The organism is Cypionkella sp. (assembly GCF_030652235.1).
In the GTDB taxonomy this organism is placed as follows: Bacteria; Pseudomonadota; Alphaproteobacteria; order Rhodobacterales; family Rhodobacteraceae; genus Cypionkella.
In genome coordinates, this window is record NZ_JAUSBA010000018.1 from 65,266 (window position 1) to 80,889 (window position 15,624).

The 15,624-nt window shown below is 60.5% G+C and carries 18 protein-coding genes; 5 read left to right on the plus strand and 13 right to left on the minus strand.

All coding sequences use genetic code 11. From position 1 onward, the window contains the following. Positions 1–77 precede the first annotated feature (77 nt). Genes Q7V03_RS04875 through Q7V03_RS04885 form a run of 4 tightly spaced genes read left to right on the plus strand, consistent with a single transcriptional unit; the run spans position 78 to position 1,959 of the window. The gene (locus Q7V03_RS04875) at positions 78–944 is read left to right on the plus strand and encodes an S-methyl-5'-thioadenosine phosphorylase (protein ID WP_304924481.1); all 867 of its coding nucleotides are present in this window, start codon (positions 78–80) and stop codon (positions 942–944) included. 1 nt (position 945) lies between these two features. Then, entirely contained in the window at positions 946–1,245 is a 300-nt protein-coding gene (locus tag Q7V03_RS04880; protein ID WP_304924482.1) for an NAD-dependent epimerase/dehydratase family protein, read from the plus strand. 5 nt (positions 1,246–1,250) lie between these two features. Next, entirely contained in the window at positions 1,251–1,415 is a 165-nt protein-coding gene (locus Q7V03_RS23795; protein ID WP_370651075.1) for a DUF2269 family protein, read from the plus strand. A gap of 4 nt (positions 1,416–1,419) precedes the next feature. After that, positions 1,420–1,959: an adenine phosphoribosyltransferase gene (locus Q7V03_RS04885; RefSeq protein WP_304924573.1), complete on the plus strand. Its 540-nt coding sequence runs from the start codon at positions 1,420–1,422 to the stop codon at positions 1,957–1,959. A gap of 249 nt (positions 1,960–2,208) precedes the next feature. On the opposite strand, the gene Q7V03_RS04890 is transcribed toward Q7V03_RS04885, so the two are convergent. The 12 genes from Q7V03_RS04890 to coxB form a co-directional block, all read right to left on the minus strand. Further along, the gene (locus Q7V03_RS04890; protein WP_304924483.1) at positions 2,209–2,601 is read right to left on the minus strand and encodes a DUF1428 domain-containing protein; all 393 of its coding nucleotides are present in this window, start codon (positions 2,599–2,601) and stop codon (positions 2,209–2,211) included. 90 nt (positions 2,602–2,691) lie between these two features. Then, positions 2,692–4,104: an FAD-binding oxidoreductase gene (locus Q7V03_RS04895; protein WP_304924484.1), complete on the minus strand. Its 1,413-nt coding sequence runs from the start codon at positions 4,102–4,104 to the stop codon at positions 2,692–2,694. 33 nt (positions 4,105–4,137) lie between these two features. Continuing rightward, complete coding sequence (locus Q7V03_RS04900) at positions 4,138–4,683, minus strand: DUF1697 domain-containing protein (protein WP_304924485.1); 546 nt, start codon at positions 4,681–4,683, stop codon at positions 4,138–4,140. Positions 4,684–4,723: 40 nt separating this feature from the next. Then, positions 4,724–5,308 carry a GNAT family N-acetyltransferase gene (locus Q7V03_RS04905; protein ID WP_304924486.1) on the minus strand — a complete coding sequence of 195 codons (585 nt, stop codon included), beginning with the start codon at positions 5,306–5,308 and terminating at the stop codon, positions 4,724–4,726. Next, on the minus strand, positions 5,308–6,582 hold the full coding sequence (locus Q7V03_RS04910) for a pitrilysin family protein (protein ID WP_304924487.1): 1,275 nt from the start codon (positions 6,580–6,582) through the stop codon (positions 5,308–5,310). The genes Q7V03_RS04905 and Q7V03_RS04910 overlap by 1 nt, the downstream gene beginning before the upstream one ends. Continuing rightward, positions 6,579–7,964: a threonine synthase gene (gene thrC, locus Q7V03_RS04915; protein ID WP_304924488.1), complete on the minus strand. Its 1,386-nt coding sequence runs from the start codon at positions 7,962–7,964 to the stop codon at positions 6,579–6,581. Before thrC ends, Q7V03_RS04910 begins: the two co-directional genes overlap by 4 nt. A gap of 9 nt (positions 7,965–7,973) precedes the next feature. Further along, positions 7,974–8,642 (minus strand): SURF1 family protein, encoded by a 669-nt coding sequence (locus tag Q7V03_RS04920; RefSeq protein WP_304924489.1) that lies wholly within the window; start codon positions 8,640–8,642, stop codon positions 7,974–7,976. A 66-nt stretch (positions 8,643–8,708) separates the two neighbouring features. After that, positions 8,709–9,515, minus strand: a complete 807-nt coding sequence (locus Q7V03_RS04925) for a cytochrome c oxidase subunit 3 (RefSeq protein WP_304924490.1) — start codon at positions 9,513–9,515, stop codon at positions 8,709–8,711. 28 nt (positions 9,516–9,543) lie between these two features. Continuing rightward, positions 9,544–10,143: a cytochrome c oxidase assembly protein gene (locus Q7V03_RS04930; protein ID WP_304924491.1), complete on the minus strand. Its 600-nt coding sequence runs from the start codon at positions 10,141–10,143 to the stop codon at positions 9,544–9,546. After that, positions 10,140–10,373, minus strand: coding sequence for a hypothetical protein (locus Q7V03_RS04935; protein WP_304924492.1), 234 nt, complete (start codon positions 10,371–10,373; stop codon positions 10,140–10,142). The genes Q7V03_RS04930 and Q7V03_RS04935 overlap by 4 nt, the downstream gene beginning before the upstream one ends. Then, positions 10,373–11,305: a heme o synthase gene (gene cyoE / locus Q7V03_RS04940; RefSeq protein ID WP_304924493.1), complete on the minus strand. Its 933-nt coding sequence runs from the start codon at positions 11,303–11,305 to the stop codon at positions 10,373–10,375. Before cyoE ends, Q7V03_RS04935 begins: the two co-directional genes overlap by 1 nt. A 68-nt stretch (positions 11,306–11,373) precedes the next feature. Continuing rightward, positions 11,374–12,312, minus strand: coding sequence for a cytochrome c oxidase subunit II (coxB, locus tag Q7V03_RS04945; RefSeq protein WP_370651076.1), 939 nt, complete (start codon positions 12,310–12,312; stop codon positions 11,374–11,376). Between the two features lie 295 nt (positions 12,313–12,607). Between coxB and tldD the strand changes: the two genes are divergently transcribed. After that, on the plus strand, positions 12,608–14,041 hold the full coding sequence (tldD, locus tag Q7V03_RS04950) for a metalloprotease TldD (RefSeq protein ID WP_304924494.1): 1,434 nt from the start codon (positions 12,608–12,610) through the stop codon (positions 14,039–14,041). Between the two features lie 409 nt (positions 14,042–14,450). On the opposite strand, the gene Q7V03_RS04955 is transcribed toward tldD, so the two are convergent. After that, the gene (locus Q7V03_RS04955) at positions 14,451–15,572 is read right to left on the minus strand and encodes an aminotransferase class V-fold PLP-dependent enzyme (RefSeq protein WP_304924495.1); all 1,122 of its coding nucleotides are present in this window, start codon (positions 15,570–15,572) and stop codon (positions 14,451–14,453) included. Positions 15,573–15,624: the final 52 nt, after the last annotated feature.

A 15,624-nucleotide genomic window follows, 5' to 3' on the forward strand; every position in this document is an offset into this window, starting at 1 on the left:
CCTTCCCCAAACACCCCCTTCCCCTCCCCCCAATCCCCGCCTAAACTGCCCCCAACCCCCAGCCCAAGGACCTCCAAATGCCCCCCATGATCGGCGTAATCGGCGGCTCCGGCGTCTATCAGATTGACGGGCTAGAGGGCGCAAGCTGGGTCAAAGTCAGCACGCCTTGGGGCAAGCCCTCGGATGAAATCCTGCTGGGCCGGCTGAACGGCACCCCGATGGCCTTTCTGCCCCGCCACGGCCGCGGCCACGTCCACTCCCCCACATCCGTGCCTTACCGCGCCAATATCGACGCGCTGAAACGCCTCGGCTGCACCGACATCATCGCCGTCTCCGCCGTAGGATCGCTGCGCCCCGATTACGCGCCAGGCGATTTCGTACTGGTCGACCAATACATCGACCGCACCTTCGCCCGCGAGAAATCCTTTTTCGGCGAGGGCTGCGTTGCCCATGTCAGCCTCGCCCACCCCACCTGCCCCCGCCTCGGCGCTGCCTGCCTGCACGCCGCGCAACAGGCGGGCATCAAAACCCACGCCACCGCCACCTACCTTGCGATGGAAGGCCCGCAATTCTCCACCCTCGCGGAATCCCGCCTCTACCGCAGCTGGGGCGCTGATGTGATCGGCATGACCGGCATGCCCGAAGCCAAACTCGCGCGTGAGGCCGAGCTTTGCTACGCCTCGCTCGCCATGATCACCGATTTCGATTGCTGGCACCAAGACCACGGCGCCGTGGACGTCGCACAGGTGATTCAAACCCTCACCGCCAACGCGAACTCCGCCCGCAATCTTGTCACCAATCTGCCCGCCCTGCTGCCAAATCACCCGACCTGCCCGCATGGCTGCGACCACGCCCTCACTCACGCATTGATGACCGCTCCCGACAAACGCGACCCAGACCTGCTGGCCAAACTCGACGCCATCGCAGGCCGCGTGTTGAAATAAGGTGCTGCTGCTGGGGGCCGATGGGTTCATCGGTCGCCACATCGCCTTCCACCTGCGCCGCGCCGGCGTGCAAGTCATCGCCCAAGCCCGCAACCCCGCCCGCCTGAAACGCATCGGCTTTGCCCCCCCGCAAGCCGATTTCACCAACCGCGCCACCCATACCCCCGCCTTCTGGCAGGCGCACGGCGACCCAGACACCCATGGCATCAACGCCGCAGGCCCGCTGACTGGAACCGCGGGCCGTTTCGAAGCCCTCACCGCCTATGCCGCTCGCCAACCGGGCACCCAAGCCCACCTCTGAAGAAACTGCGCCGCAAAATCCGTGACCTTGCGGCGCAGGCTGTCGCCAATCGTGCACGTCTGCCACCGCAGGCTCAAAAACTCTGCCGCAGTTGGCTCGCCTTGGGCTGGCCCGCTTTCGCAGCCCTTGTCGCGGTGTTCTGGCTGATGGTAAACAAGCCGCAATTCTAAGGGGATAGCGATGGCAAAAACCGTTAAAGACTACATCCGCACCATCATTGATTTCCCGCATGAAGGCATCCTGTTCCGCGATGTCACCACTTTGTTCGCCGATCCGCGCGGGTTTCGCATGTGCGTGGATCAACTGCTCGCCCCCTATGCCGGGATGCGGATTGACAAGGTGGTCGGGTTGGAAGCGCGCGGTTTCATCCTTGGCGGAGCGGTCGCGCACCAGCTTTCCACGGGCTTTGTGCCGATCCGCAAAAAGGGCAAACTGCCGGGGCAGACCATTTCCCAAGCCTATACGCTGGAATATGGCGAGGCGGTGGTCGAGGTCCACGAAGACGCCATGCAACCCGGTGAGAAAATCCTGCTGGTCGATGATCTGCTGGCAACCGGGGGCACGGCCGAGGCTGGCATCAAACTGATCGAGCGTCTTGGCGCACAGGTGATCGGCTGCGCCTTTGTGGTGGATCTGCCCGACTTGGGTGGGCGTGAAAAACTGGTTAGCATGGGTATGGAAGTCCACGCCCTCTGCGCCTTTGAAGGTCATTAGGCCCGCAGCCCACGCCGCCTCGGCCCTAAGCCGGGGCCTCAGGGTTCAGGCGCGTTTCATCAGCCCAAACGCCAATTCGCATCAACATTAACGGCCTGTTTACCGAATCATCCTACACCAAACTTACTAAGGCCAACCCAGCCTTAGGGTGACGCTGCTTGCAACACGTGACCCACCCAACCCCAGCGCCCTGTCGGTTTTCCGGCAGGGCGTTTCTGATCGCCAAATGTCCCGCCCTATGTCCCGACGTCAGGTTGAACTTGAAAAGCCCGCCCCAGCCCATGGCTCGCTCTGCGTATCAAAGATCGGCTCAAACCCGCCCCAGACCATGCGCTTGCCGTCAAACGGCATCTCGGGCATGTTTTGCCAACGCGCGTCGGTTTGCATTCTGGCATGCGCCGCCTCGTAGGTCTGCTGATCCGGCCATTCGATCCAGGAAAACACCACGGCTTCATCCGGCGTGGCCTTCACCGCCATTTTGAAGTCGGTGACTTTGCCATCGGTAATCGTTTCGCTCCACGTCTCGACAACCCGCAGCGCGCCGTATTCCTGAAAGATCGGGACCGCTGCCTGCGCAGATTGAATGTAGGCCTGCTTTTTGGCTTTTGGCACCGCGACGAGAAATCCTTGAACGTAGCTCATGATTCGCCATCCTGTTTCGGGATGGTAACGCTCAAACCGCCAAAAATGCGCTCCGTTCCGCGATCAGCCAGCAGATCAACCAATCGCCGCCTATGCGCGCAGCACAGCACCCGGATTCATAATGCCAAAAGGATCCAGCGCTGCCTTGATCGCCCGCATCGCGGCCAGCTTACCCGGATCGCCGTAACGTTCCAGATCCTCCACCTTCAGCCGCCCCAAACCATGCTCTGCCGACATTGATCCGCCCAATTCATCGACCAGATCATGCACGCAGATTTTCACCGCATCACGTTGATGTTCATAGTCTTTCCGATTGCGCCCCAACGCCGGGAACACGTTGTAATGTAAATTCCCATCGCCCAAATGGCCAAAACAGTTCACCCGAAAATCGCCCATCGCCGCCAGCCGAGGCCCCGCTTTCGCGATAAACTCTGCCACCAGCCCCAGCGGTACTGAAATATCATGGCTGCTGACCGCGCCGATCATCCGGTTGGCTTCCGGGATCGCCTCACGAATCCGCCACAGCCCCGCCCGCTGCGCTTCCGAGGTTGCAATGACGCCATCAGACACCAAACCCGCCTCTAGCCCCGCCTCAAACAACCCGCCCAAGTGATCTTCGGCCACGCCAAAGCCCGCAGGCAGGCCAATTTCAATCAGCACCATCCACTCTGGCATCCCCAAGGGCAGCTTCACCTCGGGGATACGCTCGGCCAGAAATTCCAACCCCATCCGCCCGATCAACTCAAACGCGCTCACCAGCCCCGACAGCCGCTCTTGCGCCAGCGACAGCAATTTTAACGCAGCCGCCGGGCTTTCCACCGCAAGCAAAGCCGTTCCCACCACCGCAGGCTGCGGGAACAACCGCAGGCTGGCGGCGGTGATCACGCCCAAAGTGCCCTCGGCCCCGATCAGCAGGTGCCGCAGATCATAGCCGGTGTTGTCCTTGCGCAGCCGCTTCAAACCATTGAAAACGCTGCCATCCGGCAAAACCGCCTCAACGCCCAAGCACAAATCCCGCGCATTGCCATACCGCAGCACGTTCAGCCCCCCGGCATTGGTCGATAGATTGCCACCAATCCGGCAGGTGCCTTCCGACGCCAAAGCCAGCGGAAACACCCGGCCCATGCTTGACGCATGGCGCTGGACATCGGCAAGGATCATCCCAGCCTCGACCACCAACACGTTTTCGTCAGGATAGCTGCCGCGCAACGCCGCCATCCGCTCCAGCGACAGCACCACCGGCAGCGGGCCTTCGGTCAGCAACTGCCCGCCGACAAGCCCAGTGCCACCGCCCCAAGGCACGATACCGACCCGCGCCTGCGCACAAGCCCGCACCACAACCGACACCTCGGCCAAGGTCCGGGGCAGCGCCACCACCGCCGCCAAACCCTGCCAACGGCCACGCGGTTCTTCCAGATAACGCGGCTCGGGCACGTGCAAAGCACCGTCGGGCAGCAGCCCGCGCAGCATTTCAACAAACGCAGGATCGGCAGGGTTCAGCATCGTCACATCTCACTCAAGGCTTCAAGCCGCGGTTCAGACGGTGATTGTGCGCGCCAAAGCCGCAATCGCCGTGGCCGAAGTTTGGTTGCGCGCGGTCTTCACCATGCTCAAACCCGCCTCCAGTTTGGTCGCCAACACAGATCGCCCGATTCCGTTCGGAGCTAACAGATAAACCGCCTTGTCAGAAAACAAGATCTGCTCGCCATTCGCCGCATGAACCGACAAAGCCTGCACCGCCGTGGCCGCCGCGGGGCTGGCGAGGAAATAGATATGCACACCAGTGCCATCAGCCTCGCCCTGTTTTTTGAACGGGTTCGCCGCCAAAATCGCATCGTATTCTTTCAGCGTCATCACGAACATCGGCGGCGCAAAGCCGAAACGCTCTTTCATCGCGGTGGTAATTTTCGTCTCAACCCCGGCGACGCCCGGATCAAGATACACCGCATTGCCACTTTGCAGATGGGTGTGGATTTGCTGAAGCCCTTGTTCCAGCAGCATTTGCCGGAACTCCGGCATTGGCAGGCGATTGGCGCCCGACACGTTCACGCCGCGCAACAACAGGACTTTGACTTCACTCATTGGGCTCTCCAGACAAGACCCCGCCCGCTCCGGCGTAGGATTAGCCCACGTCCGTGCGACCACGTCGGTCGTTCCGTAAGTTGGCGTATAACACATGGTTCCGCCAGCGCCCGTTGATTTGCAAATAAGATTGGGCCACGCCCTCATATTTAAAGCCGGATTTCTCCAAAACCCCACGCGAAGCGATGTTTTCCGGCAAACAGGCGCTTTCAATCCGGCTTAGGTCAAGCTGAGCGAAGGAAAAATGCACCAAAGCCTGCACCGCTTCCTTCATATAGCCCCGCCGCGCGAAGGGCGCGCCAATCCAATAGCCCATCGTGCCCGCCTGCACCGGGCCACGCCGGATATTGTCCAGCGTCACCGCGCCCAACAACTGCCGATCCTCGCGCCGAAACATCAGCATCGGCAGCGCCGTGCCCGTGGCCTCGGCCCGCCCCGCCCAATACACCCGGTTGGTAAACGCTTTGCGCGACAAATGATCATGCGCCCAAACTGGCTCCCACGGGGTAAGATGCGCCACGGAAGCCTCGCGCAAACCTGCCCAAGCTCTGTAATCGCTGTGCGCAGGCAACCGCAAAGTCATCCGCTCGGTTTCAACCGTGGGCCTACGGCGGAAGGATAACATTACGCCGCCAAACGCTTGCGAATATCGTCCAGCGAGGGGGCATCCGCAACCGGACCATACAAAGCCAAAGCCGAGTCCGCCTCTGACAGTTCTCCCGCATAGCGCCGCACATCCGCCACCGTCACCGCATCAATCCGCGCCACCGCCTCATCGACCCCCGGCACCCGGTCATAAATCGCCAGCAGCCGCGCGATGCGCTCGGCACGAGACGACGGGCTTTCCAGCCCCATCAACATCCCGGCCTTGATCTGCGTCCGGGCGCGGGCCACTTCGGCCTCGGACATATCATCCGCCGCGCGCTTCAGCTCATCCACGGTGATCTGGGTCAACTGGTCGATTTCTTCCGCTGAAGTCCCGGCATAAAGCGTGATCTGCCCTGCATCCTCATAAGCGCCAGACTGCGCGAAGATTGAATAGCACAGCCCGCGTTCTTCGCGCACTTTCTGGAAAAGCCGCGAGGACATCCCGCCGCCCATCGTCATCGCATAGACCTGCGCCGTATAAACATCCGGGTGCCGATAGCCCGGCGCGTCAAACGCCATGGCGAAATGCACCTGCTCCAGATCTTTCACTTCGCGGCGTTCCGAGCCTTTGAAGGTCGCCGCTTGGAACGTGGTTGCGGGTTTGGCCTTCATGCTGCCAAACATCGCCTCGGCTTGCTTCACAATCGCATCGTGATCGACCGCGCCCGCGGCGGCCAAAATCATCTGCCCCGGCCCGTAATGCTCGGCGACAAAACCCTGCAAATCCTTGCGGCCGAACGAAGAAACCCGCTCCTCTGGCCCCAGAATCGTGCGGCCAAACGCCTGATCGGGATAAGACGCCTCTTGCAGCCAATCGAACACGATATCGTCGGGCGTATCCAACGCCTGCCCGATTTCCTGCAAGATCACATGCCGCTCTACCTCTATTTCCTTCTTGTCAAAGGCCGGGTTCAGCACAATATCACCGATCACATCCAACGCGAGGCCAACATCAGCCTGCAACACCCGCGCATAATAAGCCGTCATCTCGCGTGAGGTATAGGCGTTGATGTAACCGCCAACATCCTCAATTTCCTCGGCAATTTGTAAACTGGTGCGCCGCTTGGTGCCCTTGAACGCCATATGTTCCAGAAAATGCGCAATGCCGTTCTGTGCGGGCTTCTCGTGCCGCCCGCCCGCCATCACCCAGATGCCAGCGCTGGCAGACAGCAGCCCCGGCATATGTTCGGTGACGATGCGGAAGCCGTTCGGTAAAGTGGTCAGGCGCAGTCCGGCAGATGCGTAGCTCAACGGGCAATCCTTTCGCGGATCAGGGTCTGCAAAGCGCCCAGATCATTCGGCACACGCGTGACACGTTCCGGGCGCGCGAACAAGTCCGCCATGCGTGGCGGCAATGCCGGACGGGTTCCCATCGCAGCTTCCACGGCATCGGGAAACTTCGCCGGATGTGCTGTGGCAAGGGTGATCATCGGCGCATCGCCCAAATGTTCCTCGGCCACCTTGACGCCCACCGCCGAATGCGGGCACAAAATCTCGCCCGTTTCCGCAAAGATCCGCTGCATAGTCGCCGTGGTTTCGGCTTCCGAACACCGCCCCGAAGCAAACGTCTCACGCAGCATCCCCATCGCGCCTTGGCTGATGTGGAAACCGCCCGCCTTCAATTCGTCCATCAGCACCGAAACCGCCGTCCCATCGCGCCCGTAGGCGTCAAACAACGCCCGCTCAAAGTTCGAGCTGACCTGAATATCCATCGAAGGCGAAATCGTCGGCGTCACCCCGTTCTGCACATAATCTCCGGTCTTCATTGCCCGATCCAGAATGTCATTCTGATTGGTTGCGATCACCAGTTGCTCAATCGGTAACCCCATTTTCCGCGCAATATAGCCCGCGAAAATGTCGCCAAAGTTGCCCGTCGGCACGGTGAAACTCACGCTGCGCTCGGGCGCGCCCAAAGCCACCGCCGCGTAGAAATAATACACCACCTGCGCCAACACCCGCGCCCAGTTGATCGAGTTCACCCCCGCCAACCGCACGCCATCGCGGAAGGCGAAATCGTTGAACATATCCTTCACGCGGGCTTGGCAATCGTCAAAATCGCCATCCATCGCCAAAGCATAAACGTTGGCCTCAGACGGCGTGGTCATCTGACGGCGTTGCACATCCGACACCCGGCCATGCGGATACAGGATAAACAGATCGACATTGGCCAGACCCCGAAACGCCTCCATCGCCGCCGATCCAGTATCGCCGCTCGTCGCCCCGACAATGGTGACCCGCTCGCCCGTCTTCGCCAATGCCGCCTGCATCATCTGCCCGATCAACTGCATGGCGAAGTCTTTGAACGCCAAGGTCGGGCCGTGAAACAGCTCTAGCAGGAAATGGTTCGGCCCCAATTGCACCAAAGGCGCGCGCGCGGCGTGGCCAAAACCCGCGTAAGCCTTGGCAATCAACCCCTTGAATTCGGCATCGGTAAAGGTCGAACCAAGATAGGGCCGCATCACCCGGAACGCGATCTCTTCATAGGATTGGCCCGCCATCGCCGCGATTTCGGCCTTGGACAAAGCCGGCACCACTTCCGGCACATAAAGCCCGCCATCGCGCGCCAGCCCGGTCATCATCGCTTCGCTAAACGTCAAAACCGGGGCCTGTCCCCGCGTCGAAATATACCGCATCGTCTTCCCCTAAACCTGCCGCCGGATGCGCCACACCAGCCCTGCCGTCATCACCGCCCACACCAAGGCCAGCGAAAACCAAGTAATGGCATAACCCCAATGGTCATTGGGAATAGACGAAGTATCCACCGGCATCGCCTCGATCCCGTCACCGGTTGGCAAACGCGCGACAATAAATGTCGGCTCTGTGTGCAAAACCGCCGCCATCGCCACCGCATCACGCGCAAACCACATCCCGGTCTTGGCATCGGGCGGCGGGGTGTATTGATTGGAATCACGCGGCCACATCAGATTGCCCTGCACGGTCAAATCCGTGACATGCAGTTTTTTATGCTTTTCCTCATCCGGCAAAAACCCGCGATCCACCAGCAAGCGTCGCCCATCTGCCATCTGCAAAACCGAGATCACCTGCACGCCCGCCCCCACCATCGGCTGGCCGGACAGCACATACAATGTCTCGCCCGTAAACCGCCCCGCCGCCACAACCGGGCGATAGCGGTCGCGCTCAGGGTCCAACACCGCCGGCACCACCACCGCAGGTTCAGAAATCCCCGCCGTCATCTCATCCAGTTGCGCGCGCTTTTCATACATGCGCGACACCTGCCAAAGGCCAAGGCTGCACAAAAACCCCACGCCAGCCAAACCCAGCAGCAGCGCCGATATCAGACGGAATTTCATGCCCAAACCCTGAAACACAAAGCGCGGGCCACATCGGGCCCGCGCGCTGATCTTATTGCCGTTAAATTAAGCGCTGCCCCAGATATAGATAGAGGCGAACAGGAACAACCAGACCACATCGACGAAGTGCCAGTACCAAGCCGCAGCTTCAAAGCCGACATGCTGTTCCTGCGTGAAATGGCCCTTGTAGGTACGGATCAGGCAGACCGTCAAAAAGATCGTGCCGATCACCACATGGAAGCCATGAAACCCGGTCGCCATGAAGAACGACGCGCCATAGATATTGCCCGCAAAGCCAAACGCCGCGTGGCTATATTCATAGGCCTGAAAGAACGTGAACAACACGCCCAGCAGCACCGCCAGAATCAAGCCTTGCTTCATCGCCGCGCGGTTGTTGTTCTCATGCACCAAAGCATGGTGCGCCCAAGTCGCGGCACAGCCCGAGCACAGCAAAATCAGCGTGTTGATCAGCGGCAGATGCCACGGGTCGAACATCACGATGCCTTCGGGCGGCCAAACACCATCGACCAGCGGGCTCATCGGCCCCATCGGATACATCGCGTGTTTGAAGAACGTCCAGAACCACGCCGAAAAGAACATCACTTCCGACATGATGAACAGGATAAAGCCATAGCGCAGGCCGATCCGCACCACCGGGGTGTGATCGCCGGTCTGGCCCTCATGCACCACTTCCGACCACCATGCATACATGACGTAAAGCACCAGCGCCAAGCCGATCAGCCCCATCCACGGGCCAGAGCCATGCATCCACAGCACGAAGCCGAACAGCATGATGAACGAGCCAAGGGAACCGGCAAATGGCCAGATCGACGGCGGCAGGATATGATAGTCGTGGTTCTTGGCGTGGGCCATGTTTGGGTTCCCTCGGTTTTTCTTGTCTTTATTCTATAAGCTTGACGGGCGTCTCGGCAAGAGCGGGGGCAACCGTATTGGCAGCCTGCTTTTGCGGAATATCGGCAACGTGAAAGGTGTAAGACAGCGTGATCTCTTTGATCAGGCTGGCTTCCGGATCTTTCACAATCGACGGATCGACGTAAAAGCTGACGGGCATCTGCACCCGTTCACCGGGTTGCAAAATCTGCTCGGTGAAGCAAAAACACTCAATCTTGGTGAAATAGCCGCCCGACTGATCCGGCGTGACGTTATAGCTGGCCTGCCCGCCTACCGCTTTGTCGGTCGGGTTATAGGCCTCATAGAACGCAAGCCCGGTCTCGCCGATCCGAATGGTCATCGAGGGCTGCACTGCGCGGAATTCCCACGGCATCCCGGCTTCGAGAGAGGCGTCAAAGCGGATTTTCACGGTTTGCTCTAGCACTTCATCGGCACCTGTTGCCGCGACCGACGTGGTGCCCGCATAGCCCGTCACCCGGCAGAACCAGTTGTAAAACGGCACCGCCGCGAAGGACAAAGACAGCATCACCACTGCGACCCCAGCCAACATGGCGGCGGTTTTCTTTTGTGCAGCGACAGACTTGCTCATGGGCTCACCGCCCCAGTCGCAGGCGCGGGCGCAGGCAATTCCGGCGCAATCGGCACGGTCGATCCCAGCATCCCCGGCGCGTCATTGGCATGGCCCAGATCGCCATTGGTCACTTTCACCACGGTCAGCGCGAACACCAAGGCGACAAAGCAGACCAACGTCAGCCCAACGCCCAGATTGCGCGAAAATCGCCTGCGGTGAATCTCATGTTCAGGAGCCGGAAACGCCATCACCAGCCCCCCATGCCAGAGCTGTGCAGCACAGCCTCAACCAAAAGTGCTCCAAAATGCAGGAACAGATACAGCAGCGAGAACCGGAACACCGCTTTCTCAACCTTATAGTTGTCGGCCTCGGCCATCACTTCATCCCGCTTCCAAATCCGATACGCCCCGCGCAGAAACTCTGCGTTCAACAACACCGACACCGCCAAATAGACCGGCCCACCGATTGAGGTGAAGCCGAGGCCCAACGCGAACGGAATCAACGCCAAAGTATAGCCCAGCACATGATTGCGCGTGACTTTCTTGCCATGCGTCACCGTCAGCATCGGCACGCCCGCCTTGGAATAATCCTCGTTCATGAACAGCGCCAATGCCCAGAAGTGCGGCGGCGTCCACATGAAGATCAGCATGAACATCAGACCAGCCTCAACCGAGACAGACCCCGTCGCCGCCACCCAACCGATCATCGGAGGGAACGCACCAGCCGCCCCGCCAATCACGATGTTCTGCGGCGTCGAGCGCTTCAGCCACATCGAATACACCACTGCATAGAAGAAAATCGTGAACGCCAGCAGCGCCCCCGCCAAGATATTCGTGGCCAGCGCCAGCATCACCACCGAGATACCTGACAGCGCCAACCCAATCGCCAAAGCCTCGCCCGGCTGCACCAGACCCGCAGGCACCGGACGCCCCTTGGTGCGCCGCATGATCGCATCAATATCGGCATCCCACCACATATTCAGCGCCCCAGACGCGCCCGCGCCCAAAGCGATGAACAAAATCGCAGTAAACGCCACCACCGGATGCAAATGCACGGGCGCCACCAACAGCCCCACCATCGCAGTGAACACCACAAGCGACATCACGCGCGGCTTCAGCAGCTGCACGAAATCGCCAAATCCCGCTTCTTTCGGGGCCTCAAAAGACCGGATATCGGTCATAACGTCCTGGCTTTCTGGTCTAACGCAGGCCCCCAAAACCGGAGGCCCGCCGTGCCGTCACTGGGATCTTAGTTTGCCGCGAGCCGGATATTACCCGTGGTCGTCGCCTGCGCGATCCACGCATCATACGCCGCTTGGCTGACCACTTTCACCGTGATCGGCATATAGGCATGATCCTTGCCGCACAGCGTGGTGCACTGACCAAAGTAAATGCCCTCACGGTCAGCCTTGAACCACAACTGGCCCAAACGACCGGGAACCGCCGATTGCATCACACCAAAGGCGGGCATCGCCCAAGCGTGGATCACATCCGCGCCCGTCACCTGTATCACCACGGTTTTGTCGACCGGGATCACCACGGCGTTGTCGGTGGCCAGCAGGAAATCTTCTTTCTTGTAGCCGTAATACGCCAGCTTCTTCACCGCGACGTCGCTCATCACTTGCGCCGTAGACATCGGCTGATCATCACCCCAGCCCGCCGCCTCATCGTCAATCTTCATCGCGCCATCAATGCGGAAGGCGTCAAACTTCAGCGTATCCGTCTCACCGACCTTCACATCCGGGTATTCATAGGACCAGTACCACTGGTTGCCCGTCGCCTTGATGGTGATGTCCGCAACCGGAATTTCCTGCTGGGCGAACAGAGCTGGCAATGAAAACGAGCCGATGAACACCAGAATCAGGATCGGAATGATCGTCCATGCCACTTCCAACGGCGAATTGTGGGTGAAAGTTGCAGGCACCGGGTTCCGCTTCCGGCTGAACCGGAACATGATGTAAATCAGCAGCACCGTCACAAACGCCACGATCAGCGTAATGATGACCAAGATCATATGATCCAGCCATTGCAGATCACGGGCGATGTTGGTCGCCGCTGGCTGATGCTCGGTGCCATATGGTACCGGAGCCCCCACGGTTTCCAAAGCCTGGGCCAAAGCGAAGCTAGGCTGCATAAGCAGACCAAGGCTGGCAGCCGCAACAGCGTTGAAAGTGGACTTAAGACGCATGTTCATTTCCCGTATCCAAGGGCAGCTTTCATGCCGCCTTTTTGACCGTGCCCAAACAGGGGGCAGAATCCCGTTATCTCTGGTTCGTGAAACCATATTACCCGCTTCCCGACAAGAGTAAGCTGCGGCAAAACCGCACCACTTGATCAAGATCAAAGCAAAAACCCCACGCAAGACCGCTGGCAATCGTGGCACTGCGCACTAGGAAACGCCCAAACCCGCCTTGTGATACCCCGGTCCGCCGCCTAAGTTCTCTTCAACCGGGCCACATCGCGCCCCGAAAGGCCCTGTCCTGATGTCCACCGCATCCACTGACGCCCCGTTCCGCCCGTTTGAAACGCATTTAGAGGAAGCCACCGCCCTCGCCACCCTGCGCGCCGCCACCGCTGGTGCCGATGACGGCGAGCTGTTTTTTGAGCGTCGCCGTTCCGAAGCCATCGTGCTGGATGACGGCCGCATCAAGACCGCCAGCTACGACGCCTCCGAAGGTTTTGGGCTGCGCGCCGTGCGCGGTGAGGTCGCAGGCTATGCCCATTCCACCGAAATCTCCGAATCCGCGCTGAAACGCGCAAGTGAAACCGCCCGCCTTGCCGTAGGCGATGGCGGCGGTACCTTGGCCGATGCCCCCAAACGCACCAACATCAAACTGTACAGCGACGCCGATCCGATGGCCGACGCGGTGTTCGCGGTGAAAATCGACCTGCTGAAAGAGATTGACGCCTATGCCCGCGCGCTTGACCCCCGCGTGGTGCAAGTCTCGGCCACCATCGCCGCGGGCCTGCAAGAGGTTGAAATCCTGCGCCCCGAAGGTCTGCGCTATACCGACGTGCGGCCGATGGCGCGGATGAACGTCTCGGTGATCATCGAAGCCAATGGCAAACGCGAACAAGGCGGCACGGGGGGCGGTGGCCGCTATGGCCTTGCAGGTCTGATGGAGCCAAGCCACTGGCAACCCATGCTGAAAGAAGCCCTGCGCATCGCGCTGGTGAACCTAGACGCCGTCCCCGCCCCTGCTGGCATGATGGATGTGGTGCTTGGCCCCGGCTGGCCGGGTATTTTGCTGCACGAAGCCATCGGCCACGGGTTGGAAGGCGATTTCAACCGCAAGAAAACCAGCGCTTTTGCAGGCCTGATGGGCCAAATGATCGCCGCTCCCGGTGTCACGGTGCTGGACGATGGCACCATCCCCAACCGTCGCGGCTCAATCTCGGTCGATGACGAAGGCACGCCGTCGCAGAAAAACACCCTGATCGAAGACGGTCGTCTTGTCGGCTTCATGCAAGATCGCCAAAACGCCCGGCTGATGGGGGTTGCCGCCACCGGAAACGGTCGCCGCGAAAGCTACGCCCATATCCCAATGCCCCGCATGACCAACACCTATATGCTGTCGGGCAAAGACGATCCGGCAGGCATCGTGGCGTCGCTCAAAGACGGCATCTACGCGGTCGGCTTCGGCGGCGGCCAAGTTGACATCACCAACGGTAAATTCGTGTTCAGTTGCACCGAAGCCTACCGCGTCCGCAACGGCGTGATCGGCGAAGCGGTGAAAGGGGCCACCCTGATCGGCGACGGCGCCACCGCTCTTAAGCAAATCCGCGCCATCGGCAACGATCTGAAACTCGACCCCGGCATTGGCAACTGCGGCAAGGCCGGCCAATGGGTGCCCGTCGGCGTCGGCCAACCCACCCTGCTGATCGGCGGTCTCACGGTCGGCGGCTCGCAAACCTAAGACGGCCTGCAGCACGATGTTCAACGCGAAAATCGTGGCCCGGACCAAGCGCTCCACACATCCGGCAGGCCGCAGCACCCGGCCTGCCGAATCGAGAACCACCCCAAGATTTGCTCTTTTGGAAATACTCCCGTGCGGAGCACTCCCGCCGCCGTATCCAAAACAACGGCCCAGACCCCGCAGACCCGCCCCACCAGACCACGATTTTCGGCCTGTCCGAAAATCGCCTTGCCTGCGGACTCGCTTGTCCAGATCAGAAATCTGGCGCAACGCTCAGCTTCGGCTGGGGGCTTAAGCAGGTAACCACTACATATAGTATGTATCCGCCCAAATAGCCTGAGTTAACCACAACTCACTCCCAGCTGGGAACAAAATCGCGCCGCCGCAAGCCCCCCATCACCTCATCCCTTCACAAAACCGCCTCGACCCCGCGCCGCAACCGCGCCACGGTGGCCGCAACATCCGCCAGCTTGTCCAAGCCAAACAGCCCCAGACGGAAGGTGCGAAACGCCTCTCCCTCGCCCACCTGCAACGGCACGCCGGCAGCAATCTGCATCCCCAAAGCGCGGAACTTCGCGCCGTTCTGCACCGCCGGATCCTCGGTGAAACTCACGACAACCCCCGGCGCCTGAAACCCCGCCGCCGCCACCGACGCCACACCCTTTTCAGCCAGCAGCCCGCGCACCGCCGTCCCCAATTCCCACTGCGCGGCCTTGGCGACATCAAACCCCATCGCCTTCGTCTCCAACATCGCGTCTCTGAACCCCACGATCGCATCTGTCGGCATCGTGGCATGATAGGCATGCCCACCGCCTTCATAAGCCGCCATGATGCTGCGCCATTTCTTCAAATCCAGCGCGAAACTGTTCGACGTGGTCTCGGTCAACCGGGCTTCCGCAAGCGCGCTCATCACCACGATCCCCACCGCAGGCGAGGCCGACCAGCCCTTCTGCGGCGCGGAAATCAGCACATCCACGCCAGTCGCAGCCATATCCACCCAAACGCAGCCCGACGCGATGCAATCCAGCACCATCAGCGCGCCCACCTCATGCGCCGCCTCTGCCACCGCCGCGATATAGTCGTCCGGCAGAATGATCCCCGACGAGGTCTCCACATGCGGCGCAAACACCGCATCGGGCTTCGTCTCGCGGATCTTCGCACAAACTTCCTCGACCGGCGGTGGCGCAAAGGCCGCCTGCGCGCCATTTCCGCTCGCCCGCGCCATCACCACCACAGGCTCGGCAAACCCGCCCACCTCAAAAATCTGGCTCCAGCGATAGGAAAACCAGCCATTGCGGATGATCAAAGCCGAGCCTTGCCCGAACTGCCGCGCCACCGACTCCATCGCATAAGTGCCACCACCCGGCACCAAAGCCACCGCCGCGCCGCTGTAAACCTCACGCAGCAGCCCCGAGACCTCACGCATCACGCCCTGAAACTTCGCCGACATGTGGTTCAAAGACCGATCGGTGAACACCACCGAGAATTCTTCCAAACCATCGGGATCAACATAAGCATGTGGCAGTTTCATCGCAGCACTCCTTGCAAAGCTTTGCCCGCAATCTAACGCTAATTTCCGTCAA